This is a genomic window from Anthropogastromicrobium aceti, assembly GCF_020687335.1.
GTDB lineage: Bacteria > Bacillota > Clostridia > Lachnospirales > Lachnospiraceae > Anthropogastromicrobium > Anthropogastromicrobium aceti.
Window position 1 is genome coordinate 1 of record NZ_JAJEQN010000020.1, and the last position, 17,572, is coordinate 17,572.

Annotated in this window: 11 protein-coding genes; 9 read left to right on the top strand and 2 right to left on the bottom strand. The window is 39.9% G+C overall.

Going from position 1 to position 17,572, the window contains the following annotated elements; genetic code table 11:
- Nucleotides 1-131 precede the first annotated feature (131 nt).
- The 9 genes from LKD48_RS08860 (at nucleotide 132) to LKD48_RS08900 (ending at nucleotide 13,978) form a co-directional block, all read left to right on the top strand.
- A complete protein-coding gene (locus LKD48_RS08860) occupies nucleotides 132-1,526 on the top strand; it encodes an MATE family efflux transporter (RefSeq protein WP_308731807.1) in 1,395 nt (464 codons plus the stop codon).
- A 65-nt stretch (nucleotides 1,527-1,591) separates the two neighbouring features.
- Nucleotides 1,592-2,653 (top strand): LacI family DNA-binding transcriptional regulator, encoded by a 1,062-nt coding sequence (locus LKD48_RS08865; protein ID WP_308731808.1) that lies wholly within the window; start codon nucleotides 1,592-1,594, stop codon nucleotides 2,651-2,653.
- Between the two features lie 328 nt (nucleotides 2,654-2,981).
- A complete protein-coding gene (locus LKD48_RS08870) occupies nucleotides 2,982-3,890 on the top strand; it encodes an ABC transporter permease (protein WP_262536363.1) in 909 nt (302 codons plus the stop codon).
- A gap of 22 nt (nucleotides 3,891-3,912) precedes the next feature.
- Nucleotides 3,913-4,845 (top strand): carbohydrate ABC transporter permease, encoded by a 933-nt coding sequence (locus LKD48_RS08875; RefSeq protein ID WP_262536293.1) that lies wholly within the window; start codon nucleotides 3,913-3,915, stop codon nucleotides 4,843-4,845.
- A gap of 85 nt (nucleotides 4,846-4,930) precedes the next feature.
- Nucleotides 4,931-6,634, top strand: a complete 1,704-nt coding sequence (locus tag LKD48_RS08880; RefSeq protein WP_308731809.1) for an extracellular solute-binding protein — start codon at nucleotides 4,931-4,933, stop codon at nucleotides 6,632-6,634.
- A 157-nt stretch (nucleotides 6,635-6,791) separates the two neighbouring features.
- Entirely contained in the window at nucleotides 6,792-8,291 is a 1,500-nt protein-coding gene (locus LKD48_RS08885; RefSeq protein ID WP_308731810.1) for an alpha-N-arabinofuranosidase, read from the top strand.
- A gap of 50 nt (nucleotides 8,292-8,341) precedes the next feature.
- Nucleotides 8,342-9,739 (top strand): family 43 glycosylhydrolase, encoded by a 1,398-nt coding sequence (locus LKD48_RS08890; protein WP_308731811.1) that lies wholly within the window; start codon nucleotides 8,342-8,344, stop codon nucleotides 9,737-9,739.
- A gap of 56 nt (nucleotides 9,740-9,795) precedes the next feature.
- Nucleotides 9,796-11,295 carry a carboxylesterase/lipase family protein gene (locus LKD48_RS08895; protein ID WP_308731812.1) on the top strand — a complete coding sequence of 500 codons (1,500 nt, stop codon included), beginning with the start codon at nucleotides 9,796-9,798 and terminating at the stop codon, nucleotides 11,293-11,295.
- Nucleotides 11,296-11,587: 292 nt separating this feature from the next.
- The gene (locus LKD48_RS08900) at nucleotides 11,588-13,978 is read left to right on the top strand and encodes a glycoside hydrolase family 31 protein (protein WP_308731813.1); all 2,391 of its coding nucleotides are present in this window, start codon (nucleotides 11,588-11,590) and stop codon (nucleotides 13,976-13,978) included.
- 104 nt (nucleotides 13,979-14,082) lie between these two features.
- On the opposite strand, the gene LKD48_RS08905 is transcribed toward LKD48_RS08900, so the two are convergent.
- Nucleotides 14,083-15,534 carry a response regulator transcription factor gene (locus LKD48_RS08905; RefSeq protein ID WP_308731814.1) on the bottom strand — a complete coding sequence of 484 codons (1,452 nt, stop codon included), beginning with the start codon at nucleotides 15,532-15,534 and terminating at the stop codon, nucleotides 14,083-14,085.
- 54 nt (nucleotides 15,535-15,588) lie between these two features.
- On the bottom strand, nucleotides 15,589-17,304 hold the full coding sequence (locus LKD48_RS08910) for a sensor histidine kinase (RefSeq protein WP_308731815.1): 1,716 nt from the start codon (nucleotides 17,302-17,304) through the stop codon (nucleotides 15,589-15,591).
- Between the last annotated feature and the right edge of the window lie 268 nt (nucleotides 17,305-17,572).

Below are 17,572 nucleotides of genomic sequence, written 5' to 3' on the forward strand. Positions count from 1 at the left end.
TATGGCGAGGTAACCACATGAGCAAAATAGAAGCATCGAAGATGCGATTTTGCGAATGGGGTTCTGAATAGTTACAAAAAATGTTAAAAAGAAAAAGCGACAGTTTGGGGAAGAAAAAAAGGAGAAAAATTATGGAAGAGAAAACAAAACCACAGGCAAGAACGCGGGATTTGGGAAAGGGAAGCATACCAAAACTTCTTGCACAGCTTGCGATTCCGGTTGTTGTCGCACAGATTGTCAATTTGCTTTACAACATTGTAGACAGAATTTATATCGGACATATTCCGGGAATAGGTGCGGCAGCGCTTACTGGTGTTGGCTTGTTTGCACCAATTTTAATGCTGATAAACGCGTTTGCTATGCTGTCTGGTTCAGGCGGAGCACCAAGAGCAGCAATATTCATGGGAAAGAAGGACAATGAAACGGCAGAGAAGATCATGGCAAACTGCTTTTCATTGATTTTAATTTTTGCAGTTGGACTTACCATTTTATTTTCTATTTTTGCACCAAAGCTTCTTATTTTATTTGGAGCTAGTGATGCGACGCTGCCGTATGCAGTTGAGTACGCGCGAATTTATATTTTTGGAAGTATTTTTGTGCTGATTGTTCTTGGAATGAATCTTTTTATCACAACACAGGGCTTTTCTAAAATCAGCATGATGACTACTTTGATTGGTGCAGTCATTAACGTTATACTTGACCCGATTTTTATTTTTGTGTTTGATATGGGGGTGCGCGGTGCAGCAATAGCAACTGTTTTAAGTCAGGCAGTTGGTGCCATCTGGGTGCTTCGTTTTTTGACAGGAGAGAAGACAATCCTGAAATTAAAGCTGTCTAATATGAAGCTAGACCCGAAGGTGTTTGGACCGTGTCTTGCACTTGGTATTTCAAGCTTTGTAATGATTTCCACAGAGAGCCTTTTGTCGATCAGTTTTACATCAAGTCTTGCTCGTTATGGCGGTGATGTGGCAGTTGGTGCGATGACTATTATCACAAGTGTGAATCAGCTTATTACGATGCCTCTTCAGGGTATCTGTCAGGGAGGTCAGCCAATCATAAGCTATAATTTCGGAGCCGGAAACAAGGATCGCGTAAAGAAGGCCTTCTTTACTCAGTTTTTTGTGTGCGCTGCATTTACTATTGCCGGATGGCTAGTCATGATGATTGTACCACAGCTGTTTGCAGGTTTATTTACATCAGATACGAACCTAGTAGATTACACTTCATGGGCACTTCACATTTATATGGCGGGTATATTCTCAATTGGTTTTCAAGTGAGTTGTCAGCAAAGCTTTATGGCACTTGGCCAGGCGAAGGTAAGTCTGCTTTTGGCCTGCTTAAGAAAAATTGTGCTGTTGATTCCGCTTATATTTATTTTGCCGTGCTTCTTGGCAGACAAGGTATTTGCTGTCTTTTTAGCAGAGCCAATCAGCGATATTTTGGCAGCAACTGTAACGACAATTACATTCTTAACACGCTTTGATAAGATTCTTGAAGTAGGTGTGCAGGTAAAAAAAGGTGATTGATAAAATTTCGCTCCTGTGTTAACATAAAGAAACAACAGGGAAAACAAAAGCGGGAGGAAATCGTAATGGTTACTTTAAAGGAAATTGCGCAGCACTGCGGTGTTTCAGTTACAACGGTGTCAAATATTGTAAATAATAGTCCCAAAAAGGTCAGGGATGAGACACGTAAAAAAGTAATGGAAGCGATCGAGGAACTTGGGTATCATCCAAATTACTTCGCGCAGGGGCTGCGCAGACAGCGCACTCAGACAATTGGTGTTATCACTGAGGATCTCGCGCAGTTTACGACGCCGGAGATTGTCGAAGGCATTATGAAATATTGTGAGGAAAAAAAGTATCGTGTCCTTCTGCAGAATCTTAGGCTGTATTCAAGATGGCAAGATAAATGGTACAATGATGAAACGTTAATCCATAGTGTATTAGATCCAGCTATGAAGGAGCTTGTAAGCATTAAGGCAGATGGACTGATATATATAGCAGGTCATGAGCGAGAGATACATCTGTTTGAAGAAAAAACAGACATGCCGCTTGTACTAGCTTATTGCTGCTCAGATGAAAGTATGACTTCTGTTGAGATCGACGATGAGGAAGGCGGCTATCAGATGGTGAGCTACATTTTAGCACAAGGATACAGAAAGCTTGGAGTGATAAGCGGACGTGCTGACAATATTCATGCAAAACGCCGTTTGCTTGGCTGTCAGCGAGCACTGTTTGAAGCAGGTATTCCGTATAATCCGTCATGGGTTCTTGATGCAAATTGGGAGCCTGAAAAGGCATATACGATGACAGCTAAGTTAGTGAATGCTGGGGTAGATGCGATTTTTTGTATGTCAGACTGGATGGCAGGCGGTGTGTATAACTGTATTCATGATATGGGACTTGAAGTGGGAAAGGATATTGCTGTTACTGGATTTGATAATGAGAAGGTTGCAAATTGGTACATTCCCAAGATGACAAGCAGCCGCCTTCCTCTTCTTGAGGTTGGAACAGAATCGGCAAGACTGTTGTTTGAAAAGATAGAAAAGCAGGACAGTGATGATAATGGAGCTGATAGTGATACGGTAAAGCACATTAAAATTCCATGTGAGATAAAAATACGCGAGTCAGTTCCAAAGCGAAATGAGTAAGAATAAAAACGGTAAACAAATTAGAGGAGCAGTCGGTAAGGCTGCTTCTTTTTTTTGCATGATTTTGTAAATTGGGATCGGAATAGTTAGTATTTTGCAAAATGTAAAAGAGTAACGTTAAACAAACAGTAGAATGGTAAAGCAACACAAAAAAACAGGCTGAATACATAAAAAATATAAAAATAAATATGCAAAATAGACAAATATAAAAATAAAATCAAATTAGGTATTGACAAAATGCCTGCAAAGTGACATAATGAGATTAACAAAAGAAAAACGTTACACCAAATAAAAAAGAAAGGTAGTGGAGCAGTTGGAAAAGAAAAAGATGACGAAAAAAAAATGGAAGTCCATACGGTTGTTTTTGTATGTAGCACCTTTCATTGCATTGGTAATTATATTTAGTTACTATCCGTTATACGGATGGATTTACGCATTTTATGATTATCGTCCGCCAAAGCCATTTTCTGAGGCGCAGTTTGTTGGCTTAAAATGGTTTAAGTCACTGGTTGAGAACGATGTTAAGATCAAGCAGATTGTTCAGGTATTAAAAAATACATTTGCGATGAGTGCGTTAACACTTGGTACATCATGGCTTCCAATGCTGTTTGCTGTATTTTTAAATGAGATTCGATGCGTGAAGTTTCGTAAGTTTGTCCAGACTGTTACAACGCTTCCAAACTTCGTCAGCTGGGTTCTTGTATATTCAGTTGCATTCAGCTTGTTTAACAGTACAGGTATGGCAAATACACTGTTAATGAAGCTTGGATTTACAACAGAGCCAATTTTGTTTTTACAGTCCACAAAGCATGTTTGGTTTACTCAGTGGCTGTGGCTGACTTGGAAGAATCTTGGCTGGGCGGCAATTATGTACATAGCAGCAATTTCTGGTATTGATGATGAGCTGTTTCAGGCAGCAAAGGTTGACGGTGCAAACCGTATGCAACTGATTCGTCATATTACAATTCCAAGTTTGATTCCGACTTATTTTGTTTTGCTGATGATTAACATTGCAAACTTCTTAAACAACGGAATGGAGCAGTATTACGTATTTCAGAACGCATTTAACAAACAGTACATTCAGGTACTTGATCTTTACGTATATAATACCGCAATGGGAAGCGGAAGCTATTCCGTATCTGTTGCAATTAGTATGTTAAAGAGTGTAGTCAGTGTAATTCTTCTTGTAGGTGCAAATACCTTCTCGAAGAAGGTACGTGGCGAGAGCTTTATCTAACTTGGATCGGAGGGCAGCTTAGATGAAAAAGGAACAAGTTCATCAACATAAGACAAAGATGAAGGAAAGCTTCGGCGACCGTATGGTCGGTGTTATCTGTTACATCATATTCAGCCTGTGCGCGCTAGTCTGTATATATCCGTTTTACTACATCTTTATCAATACAATCAGTGCAAATGATTTAAGCGCCAGAGGCGTGATTCTTTTCTGGCCGAGAGGAATTCATTTTCAGAATTATGTGAGCGCACTAAAGATTGACGGTTTATTTCAGGCAGCAAAAATTTCTCTTGGAAGAACAGTAATCGGAACATTTTGTACTGTAGGTGCATCAGCATTCTTAGGTTATATGTTTACTCAGGAAGATATGTGGCACAAAAAGTTCTGGTACAGACTTTTAGTTGCAACGATGTACTTTAATGCAGGAATTATCCCATGGTTTTTGACAATGAAAAATATGCATCTTACAAATAACTTCCTTGGTTATATTTTGCCGGCAATTGTTTCTCCATTTAACATTATCCTGACAAAGACGTTTGTGGAGTCTGTTCCAAAGGAACTTCAGGAGGCAGCAGAGATTGATGGTGCAGGAACTATAAAAGTATTTTTGAAGATTATGATTCCTGTTATTAAGCCGATTATGGCAACAGTTGCTATTTTCTCAGCAGTTAATCAGTGGAATGCATTTCAGGATACACTTCTTTTAATGACAGATACGAAGCTGTATCCGCTGCAGTTTATTTTGTATCAGTATTTGAATCAGGCAAGTTCCTTAAAGGCACTGGCAAACAGTTCTGCAAGCTCAGGCGCTATGGCAGCTGCTTCCGCAACAGCACAGACAGCGACGAGTGTGCGTATGACTGTTACGATTTTGGTTGTTGCACCAATCATGTTTGTATACCCGATTTTCCAGCGATATTTTGTAAAGGGTATTATGGTAGGAGCAGTTAAGGGCTAAAGGGTCAAAAGGAAAAATTAAAGTAATAGGAAATAAAGAAAGATTAAAGTAAAAATCAAAGAAAATCAAAAAGGAGGATTTTACTATGAAAAAGAAAAATGTAGCAAGCATGGCAATGGCAGCGATGATGGCAGCAGGCGCACTTCCAATGAATGCGTGGGCAGCACCAGAAGTGAATCATGATGAACCCCTGACAATCGAAGTTTACGATGTGGCAGCAAACTATCAGGGTATGCAGACTGGATGGTACGCAAAGGAAATCAAGGATCGTTTCAACATCGAGTTAAACATCGTTGCGCCGCAGGTATCTGGTGATGCAGCATCTCTTTACCAGACACGATGTGCATCTGGTGATCTGGGTGATATTATTATTCTGGATAATGCAGATATGCAGGATTGTGTTGATGTAGGTCTGATCGCAGATATCAGCGAGGATCTTCCAAATTATGAGAATCTCATGAAATATGAAGAGCAGATTAGTCTGTTTAATGATTCGATAAATGAAGTAATCGGAACGGAAGGCGTTTATGCAATTCCGGCAGAGATGAACTCCAATGGACCGACTGAGTACAAGGAAGATACTGTAGCTGTAATGCCAAGACTTGAGTGGGATCATTATGTAGAAGTTGGCGCACCAGAGATGAAAAATCTTGACGATCTGTTAGATACCTTAAAGAAGATTCAGGATGCTTATCCGACAAATGAGGCTGGAGATAAGACATATGCACTGAGCTTATGGCCAGATTGGGATGGCACAAGTATTGAGAATGTAAATCAGCTTACAAAGTGGTATGGTCAGGAAGTAAATGGTTCTATTTTACTGGGAACAGATAATTCCATCACACCATTAACTGATAAAGACGGCGCTTACTATAAGATGTTAAAGTTCTTATATAAGGCAAATCAGATGGGACTGGTTGACCCAGATTCCGCTACACAGGACTGGAATGCAGCATGTGACAAGATGCGTCAGGGAAGAGTTCATCTGTTCTGGTACAACTGGCAGTATGGTTTCTGGAATTCACCAGCTAAGGGCGAGGCTCGTCAGAATTATCGTGGTATTCCGCTAGAAGATCTGAATATTTATCAGGCATCAGATACCTACTATGGCGATGGCCGTGCATGGGCAGTTGGTTCTAACGTGTCAGATGAAGATAAGGCGCGTATCCTTGAATTTATGGATTGGCTTTGCTCACCAGAAGGTCTGACTATGCAGCATATTGGTCAGGAAGGCTTTATTTATACTGTAAATGATGATGGTACATATACACTGACAGATGCTGGTATGACAAGATTTGCAGATGATCCTCAGGTACCAGAAGAACTTGGCGGCGGTTCCTGGACTGATGGAAATAACCAGATAAATCAGTGGCTTGTTGCAAGTATTGAGATGAATCCAGAAACAGGAGAGACATTTGGAAGTGATTACTGGGCATCCTTCCTTGAAAAAAATAACACAGCAACAAACAAAGAGTGGAGTGAGAAGTTTGGTTCTGAAACTGAAGTTTCATATCTGGAGGAAAATGGAATGCTTAATATTGTTCCGAATGTAAACCTTGTACTTCCAATTGATACAACCGATATCGCGCTGATCAGAAGTCAGTGTGGCGATCAGGTCAAGGCAACATCCTGGCAGGCAATCTTTGCATCAGATGATGCTGAATTTGATCAGATGTGGGATGAAATGTGTGTTACACTTGAAGGTCTTGGATGGGACCAGCTTGTTGAGTTTGATACAGATAAGTATCAGGCAGTAGTAGATGCAAGAGAGGCAGCAGTAGCAGAGTAAATGAAAATGAGTTGTTCTGGGCTGCATATATAAAGTGATCTGAGGTCAAAGGGGAAAAAGAAAAAAGGAAAAGACAGACACAGCATGGATGATCTGGCGGGGAAAGGCAAAACTGCTATTCTCCGCCATTTCTATAAGAAAAGGAGAAAAAAATAATATGAAGCTTTATATTAACGAAAAAAATAGAAAAGGTCATATTGAGCCGGAGATTTACGGGCATTTCAGTGAGCATTTAGGCCGCTGTATTTATGAGGGAATTTATGTGGGAGAGGATTCGCCAATTCCAAATAAAAATGGTATGAGAACAGATGTGGTTGAGGCTTTAAAGAAAATTAAGGTTCCTGTACTTCGCTGGCCGGGCGGCTGTTTTGCTGATGAGTATCATTGGATGGATGGTGTTGGTCCTAAGGAAAGCAGAAAGCAAATGATCAATACCAACTGGGGCGGTGTGACTGAGGATAATAGCTTTGGAACACATGAATATTTTGAACTGTGCGATCAGCTTGGCTGCAAAACATATGTCAACGGAAATGTTGGAAGCGGCAGTGTGCGTGAGATGAGCGAGTGGGTTGAATATATGACATTAGATGGTGTGTCACCGATGGCAGATCTCAGAAAGAAAAATGGCAGAGAAAAGCCGTGGAGAGTGGACTATTTTGGTGTTGGAAATGAAAACTGGGGATGCGGCGGAAATATGACACCTGCTTACTATGCTGATCTTTATCGCCGTTATCAGACATATGTGAGAACATATGACAGCAATGCACCGATCTTTCGTATCTGTGGCGGTGCGAATGCTGATGATTATAAGTGGACAGAGGTGGTGCTTCGCGAATGTTTTGCAGAGCCGGCACCAAAAGAAGTACATGGCATGATGGATGGTCTGTCTGTTCATTATTATTGCGGCGCAGAAAAGGGACCACATAAGGGAAGTGCGACAGACTTTTCAGAAGATGATTACTGGTACACAATGAATCGTGCGCTCGGCATGGATGAGTTGATTTACAGACATGGTGCAATTATGGATCAGTATGACCCAGATAAAAAAATCGGTATGATGGTGGATGAATGGGGCTGCTGGCATGATGTAGAGCCGGGAACAAATCCGGGATTTTTGTTCCAACAAAGCACAATGAGAGATGCACTTGTAGCAGGAGCTACATTTAATATTTTCAATCGCCATTGTGATCGTGTGAAGATGGGATGTATCGCACAGATTGTAAACGTGCTTCAGTCAGTTATTTTAACAGATGGACCAGAAATGATTCTTACACCGACCTACCATGTGTTCCATATGTATCGTTTCCATCAGGGAGCCGAGCTTCTTGAGAGTTGCCTGTCTGAGACAAAGAAGGTAGGAAATGATAAGTATCAGATGGATAACATTCAGCAGTCAGTATCACAGGATAAAGATGGCGTAATTACTATAACACTTGTCAATACATCACTTGATGGTGAGGAGACTATCGAAGCTGTTTTGATGGAGGAGACACCTAAAAAGGCAGAGGGCTTTATTCTTCACGGCGGATTAAATGATTACAACGAGTTTGGAAAAGAACCGGTTTTATATGAGAAGCCGCTTGATGTGCAGCTGACACAGCGCGGTGTGAAGTTTGTGGTACCGGCATGCTCAGTAGTGACGGTGCGTGTATATTAAGATAACGCCAATTTGCAAGAAATAAAATTAAGAAAGGTTGGTATTACAGTATGAAAAAACAGGCATTTAATCCGTATCTTCCGTCATGGGAATATATTCCAGATGGAGAACCTTATGTATTTAATGGACGTGTGTATGTTTACGGATCGCACGATTTTTACAATGGATATGTATTTTGTATGGGTGATTATGTATGCTGGTCTGCTCCAGTAGATGATTTGGGAAATTGGCGATATGAGGGCGTGATTTATAAAAAGACACAGGATCCGGAAAATCCAGATGGAACGATGTGTCTATACGCACCTGATGTCACAGTTGGACCAGATGGAAGATATTATTTATTCTACGTGCTTGATAAGCTTCCGGTTGTATCAGTTGCAGTTTGTGATACACCAGCAGGAAAATATGAATTTTTAGGATATGTTCATTATTCAGATGGCACGCGTCTTGGTGAAAAAGAAACGGATGAGCCACAGTTTGATCCAGGTGTAATCACAGAGAAAGATCAGACTTATCTGTACACAGGTTTTTGCGGAATTGGGGATAAGTCGAGAAGCGGCGCGATGGTGACAATCCTTGATAAAGATATGCTGACTGTGAAGACAGCACCGAAAATTATTGTGCCGGGAAGTGAGTACAGCAAGGATACGCCATATGAGGGTCACGCATTTTTTGAGGCTCCGTCTATTAGAAAGAGAGGCGACACATATTACTTTATTTATTCGTCTGAGGTTATGCATGAGCTTTGCTATGCGACGAGCAAGGAGCCTACGGGCGGCTTTAAGTATGGCGGCGTGATTGTAAGTAACTGTGACCTTCATATTGATACATATAAGCCGGCAGATATGCCAACTGCATATGGTGCAAACAATCATGGAAGTATGGTCCAGATTGGAGATGACTGGTATATTTTCTATCACAGACATACAAATGGTACGTGGTACAGCAGACAGGGATGCGCAGAGCGCCTGACATTTGGTGAAGATGGCAGTATTTTCCAGGCAGAGATTACTTCATGTGGATTAAATGGCGGACCACTAGTTGGAGAGGGTTATTATCCAGCGTATTTGGCATGCAATTTATTTACAAATGAGCCTTCTATTTATGTAGATGAACGTTTTCCTAAGATCATGCAGGATGGAAGAGATGGTGATGAGGATCCGGCATATCTTGGTGCAATTGTGGATGGTACAACAGTTGGCTTCAAATATTTTGATATGAAGAACATTCATCAAATTTCGATTGATGTTCGTGGTTATATAAAGGGAAGCTTTGAAGTAAAAACTGCATGGGATGGCAAAGTGCTAGCACAGATTCCAGTAGAGTACACGAATGTATGGAAACATTATAGTACACCAGTTGAAATGCCAGATGGTGTGCAGGCACTTTATTTTACATTTAAGGGAGAAGGAAAGGGTTCACTGAAGGGCTTTTATCTGGAGCACTAGTACTTTCTGTGAAAGAGCGTTATAATCATCATAGCGTTTTAGAGAGGAGAAGATCAATGATTCGACAAACAAAAACAGAAAATGGTCTGGTGCGCGGTATTGAGGCAACCGATCCGCGTATCACAGCTTTTCGCGGTGTTCCGTTTGCTGCACCGCCTACAGGGAAGAATCGCTGGCGCGCACCTCAGCCGTGTGAGAATTGGGAAGGAATAAAGGATTGTGCACGCTTTGCACCGATTTCTGTGCAGGATACGCCAGGCATAGGTGATTCTCTATACAATAGAGAGTGGCATGTTGACCAGGATGTGCCTATGGATGAGGATTGTCTGTATCTAAATATCTGGACAGGAGCAAAAAGCGTGGATGATAGACGTCCAGTTCTTGTTTGGTATTTTGGAGGCGGCTATCAATGGGGCTATACAAGGGAGATGGAGTTTGACGGGGAGCGCCTTGCAAGACAGGGAGTTGTTGTTGTCACCGTCAATTATCGTGTGAATGTATTTGGCTTTTTGTCACATCCTCAGTTGACAAAAGAGCAGCCAGAAGCACCGTCCAATTTCGGAAGCCTTGATCAGAAGGCAGGTCTTGAGTGGGTTGTCAGAAATATTGCTAATTTCGGAGGTGATCCAAATAAGATTACAATTGCCGGGCAGTCGGCAGGCGGTGCAAGTGTAATGTCGCAGCTCGCATGTGAAGAAAATGAAGGAAAAATTTCCGGTGCGCTTGTGATGAGCGGTATGATTGGAAGTCCTTATGAAAAGACACGTTTTGGCACACCGACACCTTTAGCTACGGCAGAGCAGATTGGAAAAGACTTTTTTGAATTTCTTGGCGTAAAAACCTTGGAGGAAGCAAGAGCACTTGATGCATTTGAGATTCGTGATAAGTATTCTGATTTTGCTAAGGATCATCCGCGTATGTATACTGTGCGTGACGGTGTATTCTGCAAGGAAGACCCATACAAAAAGATGCTTGAAGGAAGAAGCCTTTTAGTGCCTCTTATGGCAGGAAACACATCAGATGAGTTCTTAAATCATATTGAAGCTAAGGACGACGAACAGCTTTTGAAAAAGGTAGAAGAACTTTTTAAAGATAAGGCAGATCAGTTTTTGTCATTTGAAGAAAATAAAAAGCAGACACCAGAGGGATTTTCGCCTGTCAGTGGAATTGAGTACAGCGTAAAGCGAGCATTTTTATCAAGAAAAGCTACAGGCTGTAATCAAAACAGCTATTATTATCGTTTTGATGCTGATATTCCAGGATGGGACAATGCAGGCACATTCCACTCGTGTGATTTATGGTTCTTCTTTGAGACACTTGCCAAATGTTGGCGACCATTTGACGGTCATCACTATGATCTGGCGCGTCAGATCAGCAGCTATTTTGTCAACTTTATAAAAACTGGCAATCCAAATGGAAATGATTATAATGAAAATAAGCTTCCAGAGTGGAAGCCATACTGTGATTCAGATCGCTATGAAATGAATTTTACAAAAGATGGCGCAGCAGGTGGAAGTACAGAGACTGAAAGAATGCGCTTTTTGCTAGAGAGATAAGCCAAATTTTAAGTCGCATAGGTTCCATTTTGGGTGCGAACATGGATCGTATTTTTCTCAATTGGGGAGCGGCTGCTGATTTCAATTATAACAGAAGTTTGCTCTCCAAATCCATATCCATATACTCGATAGTAACTTTTTTGCTACAAATAAAAATCAAAATATTCCATAGAACAATTAAAATAGGACATTGTAAAAAGATTCAGTTTATGTAAAAATGGAAACAGCAGTGACAAAGTTTAATACGGGAAAATTAAAAAATTCTCTGCAAAAACAAAAAAGAGGTGACAATATGCTAGTAGCAAAACATAGGGCGAGTACACAAATTACGGATGTTAAGAGAACTGACAAATCGGTTGTTCTAAGATCTAAAGCCGAGCAGATTCAGTTTATTCCCATATCTGAGAGTGCAGTGAGAGTGATTTGCACAAAGGCAGATACACAGAAAAAGGAACAAGAATTGACACAAGGAGATTCCATTAAGAGGAGCAATCAGATGAATTCTGTCCAGTGGGAGTTGAAGGAGGATAGTGAAAGCATAAGCGTAATCCTTTCAAATCTTACAATCAGAATCGATCGTCAGGCGGCTTCCATTTCGTATTACAAACCCAATGGGGAACTCCTTTTAAAGGAACGAGATAAGAACAGTAGAACGATGGAGGCTTTTCAGTCTTACCGTGTTGTGCGGGCTGGAAAAATTGAGCAAGTTCAGACAGCAGATGGCTTGAAACGTTTTGTGAAAGATGCTGTGCGTGAGCCAGATCAGACATTGTATCACACAAGAATGCATTTTGACTGGCAGCAAGATGAGGCACTATATGGTCTTGGTCAACATGAGGAGGGAATTCTTAATCTTCGTGGTCATATGGTATATCTCCATCAGGCAAATCGAAAGATTGCGATTCCGCTTTTGATGTCAAGTTTTGGCTATGGCATTTTGATGAACACATCTGGAAACATGGTTTTTAGTGATACAGAGAACGGTTCCTATATGTATACTGAGTCAGATCCGAAGTTGGATTTCTATTTTATCAACGGAGATGGGATGGATGGCGTTGTGGGAGGATATCGCAAGTTGACAGGAAAGGCTTCTATGCTTCCAAGGTGGGCATTTGGCTATCTTCAGTCACAAGAGCGTTATGAGACACAGGAGGAAATCTGTCAGGTCGCTGCAGAATACCGCAGACGTGGAATTGGATTAGATGGCATTGTGCTTGATTGGTGTTCCTGGGAGGACGACATGTGGGGACAAAAAAGCTTTGATGCGAGTCGTTTCCCTGATCCAGCAGGCATGATTCAGACGCTTCATGATGAGGATGTTCACTTTATGATTTCAATCTGGCCAAATATGGATGAAAAGTGCGAAAATTATAAAGAAATGAAAGAGAAGGGCTTTCTTCTTCCGTTTTCCAATATCTATGATGCAAGAAATGAACAGGCTCGCAAATGCTATTGGGAGCAGGTGAAAAGAGGCTTGTATCGGTATGGAGTGGATGCTTGGTGGTGTGATTCAAGCGAACCGTTTACACCAGAGTGGAGTCATGTGGAGCGTCAGGAGCCTGCAAGTCAGTATGAGGAATACAAAAAGACAGCAGGTGAGTTTCTAGGAGAAGCGCATACAAACGACTATGCTTTGTACCATGCAAGGGCAATTTATGAAGGGCAGAGAGCAGAGCAGAAAAAGGATGGATCCAATAAGCGAGTCTTTAATCTAACGAGAAGTGCATGGACGGGGCAGCAGCAGTATGGCACGGTTATGTGGTCTGGAGACACCTCTGCGAGTTGGAAGACATTTCGCAATCAGATCTCAGCAGGGCTTAATTTCTGTGCAAGTGGACTTCCGTACTGGACGGCAGACATTGGTGCTTTCTTTGTGAAGGATGGCGATTCTTGGTATTGGGACGGGAAGTACGACGATACAACGAATGATCCGGCTTATCTGGAATTGTATACACGCTGGTACCAGTGGTGTTGTTTTCTTCCAATATTTAGAGGACATGGAACGGATTGCAGAAGAGAGCTTTGGAAATTTGATGGAGAGGGAGGTATGTTTTATCAGGCATTACTTCGGATGAATGCGCTTCGCTATAAACTTCTTCCTTATATATATTCAACTGCTGGAAAAGTATGGCTGTATGATTCATCAATGATTCGCATGCTTGCATTTGACTTTCCAAAGGATCAGCAAGCACTTCATATTTCGAATCAATATTTGTTTGGAGAGAGTCTGATGGTGTGTCCAGTGACAAGGCCAATGTATTACCAAAAGAACGAAAATGGTACTAAAAAGATACTAAATCCGTATTGCTATCGTGCTGTTTATCTTCCAGAGGGATGTGGTTGGTATAATTTCTGGACGAACAAGTATTATGAGGGCGGTCAGTGGATTGAGGAAGAGGCACCGATCGAGAAAATTCCTCTTTTTGTAAAGGAAGGAAGTATTCTTCCAATTGCAAAGCCAGCGCAGAGTGTAGAAGAGGTTGTGGCATCGAATGAGCTTACTTTTTTTGTATATAATGGAAAGGATTGCTCATATGAATTCTATAGTGATGATGGTGATGGCTATGAATATGAAAATGGATCCTATAAGCTGGAAACATACAAATGGAATCAGAGGGAACAGAAATTGATTGGTCCAGAAGGAACTTTCTTAAAAAAAGAGAACCTTCGAATAATTGGATGAGAATAATTAAATGCAAACAAGGACTTGTAAGTAATGTTAGATAAATGAACACCTTGATGGTTGCGATGAATAAAGCAATCGTCTAGGTGTTCTACTTTTCAATTTTATTTTTCGGACATTGTTTGTTGCCATTGCCGTGGACTAACGCCAAATTTTGAACGAAAAATCTTATGAAAATAGGTTGTAGAGTTATAGCCAGTTTGAAGTGCAATTTCTTCCATAGTAAGATCAGGACGATGGCATAGAAGCTCGCACGCTTGTTCCATTCTAACATTTGTAAGATACTGAACAATGGTGGATCCAGTTTCTTTTTTGAAAATATAGCTAAGATAGCTGGCATTGATCGTTAAGATTTCGGCAAGCTTATCAAGGGAAATATCTTGCTGATAGTGGAGTTTAATATATCTGCAAGCAGCGGCTACCTTGGAAGAACAGCTTTCTTGTTCCGTTTGAGAGAATGAATTGTGCCAGAAATCTAACAGCTTTTTTACAAATTGAATTAGTGATTTTTGCGTAATTGTGTTATCTGATGGCGTCGGATACTGCCTATGGATTCGATCAATAGGAAGATTGATATCGGATACAAAGGTGTATGCAGAAAAAATTTCTGTAAAAATAAGAGGATAATACAAATTAGCTGGAAGCGCATTGTAAAGTTCTTGAATGTAATCTTCAATATTTTCCTCAAAGGTGATAACACGAATTGCAGGAAGTAGTGTGCGCTTGGCAATGATTTGTAAGAGGGGTGAGTAGTCTTCTGTTTTGCTGGCAGGAGATTGAGATAGTATCATTTCACATAGAGCTTCCTGATAGTGAACCGCGATCGAGTTGATTGCATTTGCTTTTCCAGCGGTGGAAAGAAAATAAGAGTGTCCCCACGGGATGGTCTTAAAAATAGTTTCTAAAATAGTATATACTTCTTCCGAGTGAATTTTTTTTGAGTAATTCAGCAGAAAAAGAGTTCGTGAATTAAGAGAAAATGTGTAAATTGTATCAAAGTATCGTGTTAGTTGTTGCTTTAGTTGAAGTGGGTCTGTATGGGTATTGTTGATCGCACATAAGCAAAACGCAGAATTGGGAAAAATATATTCTAAATCTTTTGCGGGAACAACGTCATCAGAGTAGCTGTTTCCGTTTAGCAAAAGAAGTTGAATACGCATAAGTACATGTGAAATATTTCTTTCTTTCTCAACTTCGAGTTCCTTTAAACGATGAATTAAAAGAGATTTATCAATTGGTTTGAGTAAATAATCATCTACATGCAGGTGCAGAGCCTGTTTGAGATAGGACTGTTCATCATATCCACTGCATATGATGAATCTGCAGTGTGGGAAATTTTGCTGAGCTTGTTTGATAAGCTCAAAACCATTAGACTCAGGCATATTAATATCAGTGATGATGACATCAGGGCGAAATGAGGTTAATTTATTTAAAGCATCTTCTACATCCATAGCGGTTACAATTTTTACGGATGTCTCTGTCTGCTCAGAAAGAATAATTTCTAGTCCCTTTAAAACAAGATATTCATCGTCGACAAGTAAAACATTTAATGCCATAGTTTCCTCCTTTTTGTAGTAATAGAAGCTTTTAGTTTCACTTTTTAAGGTGAATCAGCGATGGATTCGGATGCTACAAGTAGTTTCTTTTCCAGGTTCACTTTCAATGGAAAAGTAATAGCCGTCTCCATAAAAGATTTTTAGACGATCACTCGTGTTAAAAATGCTGCGACCGTTATTCTCGCTCGTCATTGTGGCTCGTTCTTTTGGATGAGCCAATAGATATTGAAGCTGCTTTAAGCGTTCAGGTGAAATGCCCGGACCTGTATTTTTTACTGTAATGGTCATATCAAGATCATTGCGTACAATAATAATATGAATATGAATAAAATCCTTGCATTTACTGACGTTGTGTGAAAAAACATTTTCTATCATATTAAAAATAGAAAATTTTGGACAACGCCATTTGTCAGTCAAATCGGGAATATCCCAAGTGACATCAAAGCGGTTTCCAAGGCGTTTTTCTTGAATGGATAGATATTGACGGATAACATCCAATTCTCGCTCAATAGGAACCAAATATTCTCTAGATAGAGAATAGCGCATTAAATTCGCAAAGGAAAAGGCAATATCCGAAATCAACTCTTGGTGGTTGATCTCAGCAATCATGCGAATGCTTTCCAAAGTCCCGTAGAAGAAATGAGGATTTAGCTGAGATTGCAGAGACTCAATTTGCGCATTTTTTAATTGAATTTCGCTATTTAAAAGACTGTCCGAGAGTTCATTAATATGCTGTACCATCTGATTAAATGAAATTGCAAGATCACCAGTTTCATCGGAGGTAATTTCACCAGTATACGGAGTTAATCGAGGCTTATCCTGCTGTTTCATATGATCACTAAGTTTGACAATGTTATGCATAGCTCGAAATAGAATAAGAAAAACAGCAATGCTTGCAAAAATGAGCAGAAATCCAGCAAATAGTAGACTTAATATAAATGGTTTGTAGGAAAATAGTGTTTCACTTTCCGGAGCTACTTTCATAATATAAAAACTTCCATTGTAGAGAGAAAAAATACTGACGACGTTATGATCTTTTTCATTTAAGGAGATCATTGGTGTGTCCAGGTGAGTGGAAGAATCAATATATTGATGTAAATTAGTAGAGGGTTTTCCTTGCTCGGTCTGATAAATTAAACATTGATTTAGATAAACATAAATATGAGAGTCTGGAAAACGGTTGGCATACTGTTCAAATATCTGCGTGTCAAAGGCAATGCGCAGGATACCACAATATTTCTTCATAGGAGGGTTTGAGAAACCAATATAAAATACAGGAGACGGAAGACCATCAGTGTATTCTATACGCCATGTACCATTTAACAGAAGTGGATCAGGGTTTTCGAAAAAAGGCTGGGCACTCAATGGATAAAATTCCTTTAGAAGGTTGGCAGCAATTTCGTTTTCTGTATAAATGGAGATATCGCGAATATTTGGATTGTGAAGTCGAATATTGCTGAGCAAAGAATAAATTTGTGTATTATAGGCACGAACTACTTTTGAATTTGAAGTATAGATGCCGTGAAGTAGTAGTCTTAGCTCGTAATCAGACTGAAGCTGTGAAGAATATTGCTGAACAATATCCAGTTCATTTTCCAACGAATTTTGTTCCATTAAAAGCGAAGTGAAACGGTCGGTGGTGTATTCTTTAATGCGCTGGTCAGAAAAGTAATGGTATATCATAAAGCTTAAAAGAACAATAGGAATGAAGACCGCAAGAAAGTAGCAGCAAATAACACGTGGCAATAGTTTTTTCTGCTTTTGTAACATAAAAAGACCCTCCTTTGGAGATTTATTAGGGATCGTGTTTGAATATTATTATAGTATAAATAAAAATAAAATGAAAGTAAGGCAAAAAAAATCATATGTGAAAATATTTTGGATTGTTAACTTTTTTTGGAAAGAATTATTGGAAAAGATGAAAGTAAAAATTAAAAAATGAAAGAAAACGTAGATAAATATAAAATTAGTTGATTTGCTATCGTAGGTAAAGAAAAAATAAAAAGAAAAACAAAAAAATCTTCTCTATTCAGGAAAA

Bases quoted from the DNA above. Each gene is read 5' to 3' on its own strand.
- LKD48_RS08860 (WP_308731807.1), top strand. From the start codon at position 132: ATGGAAGAGAAAACAAAACCACAGGCAAGAACGCGGGATTTGGGAAAG.
- LKD48_RS08865 (WP_308731808.1), top strand. From the start codon at position 1,592: ATGGTTACTTTAAAGGAAATTGCGCAGCACTGCGGTGTTTCAGTTACA.
- LKD48_RS08870 (WP_262536363.1), top strand. From the start codon at position 2,982: ATGACGAAAAAAAAATGGAAGTCCATACGGTTGTTTTTGTATGTAGCA.
- LKD48_RS08875 (WP_262536293.1), top strand. From the start codon at position 3,913: ATGAAAAAGGAACAAGTTCATCAACATAAGACAAAGATGAAGGAAAGC.
- LKD48_RS08880 (WP_308731809.1), top strand. From the start codon at position 4,931: ATGAAAAAGAAAAATGTAGCAAGCATGGCAATGGCAGCGATGATGGCA.
- LKD48_RS08885 (WP_308731810.1), top strand. From the start codon at position 6,792: ATGAAGCTTTATATTAACGAAAAAAATAGAAAAGGTCATATTGAGCCG.
- LKD48_RS08890 (WP_308731811.1), top strand. From the start codon at position 8,342: ATGAAAAAACAGGCATTTAATCCGTATCTTCCGTCATGGGAATATATT.
- LKD48_RS08895 (WP_308731812.1), top strand. From the start codon at position 9,796: ATGATTCGACAAACAAAAACAGAAAATGGTCTGGTGCGCGGTATTGAG.
- LKD48_RS08900 (WP_308731813.1), top strand. From the start codon at position 11,588: ATGCTAGTAGCAAAACATAGGGCGAGTACACAAATTACGGATGTTAAG.
- LKD48_RS08905 (WP_308731814.1), bottom strand. From the start codon at position 15,534: ATGGCATTAAATGTTTTACTTGTCGACGATGAATATCTTGTTTTAAAG.
- LKD48_RS08910 (WP_308731815.1), bottom strand. From the start codon at position 17,304: ATGTTACAAAAGCAGAAAAAACTATTGCCACGTGTTATTTGCTGCTAC.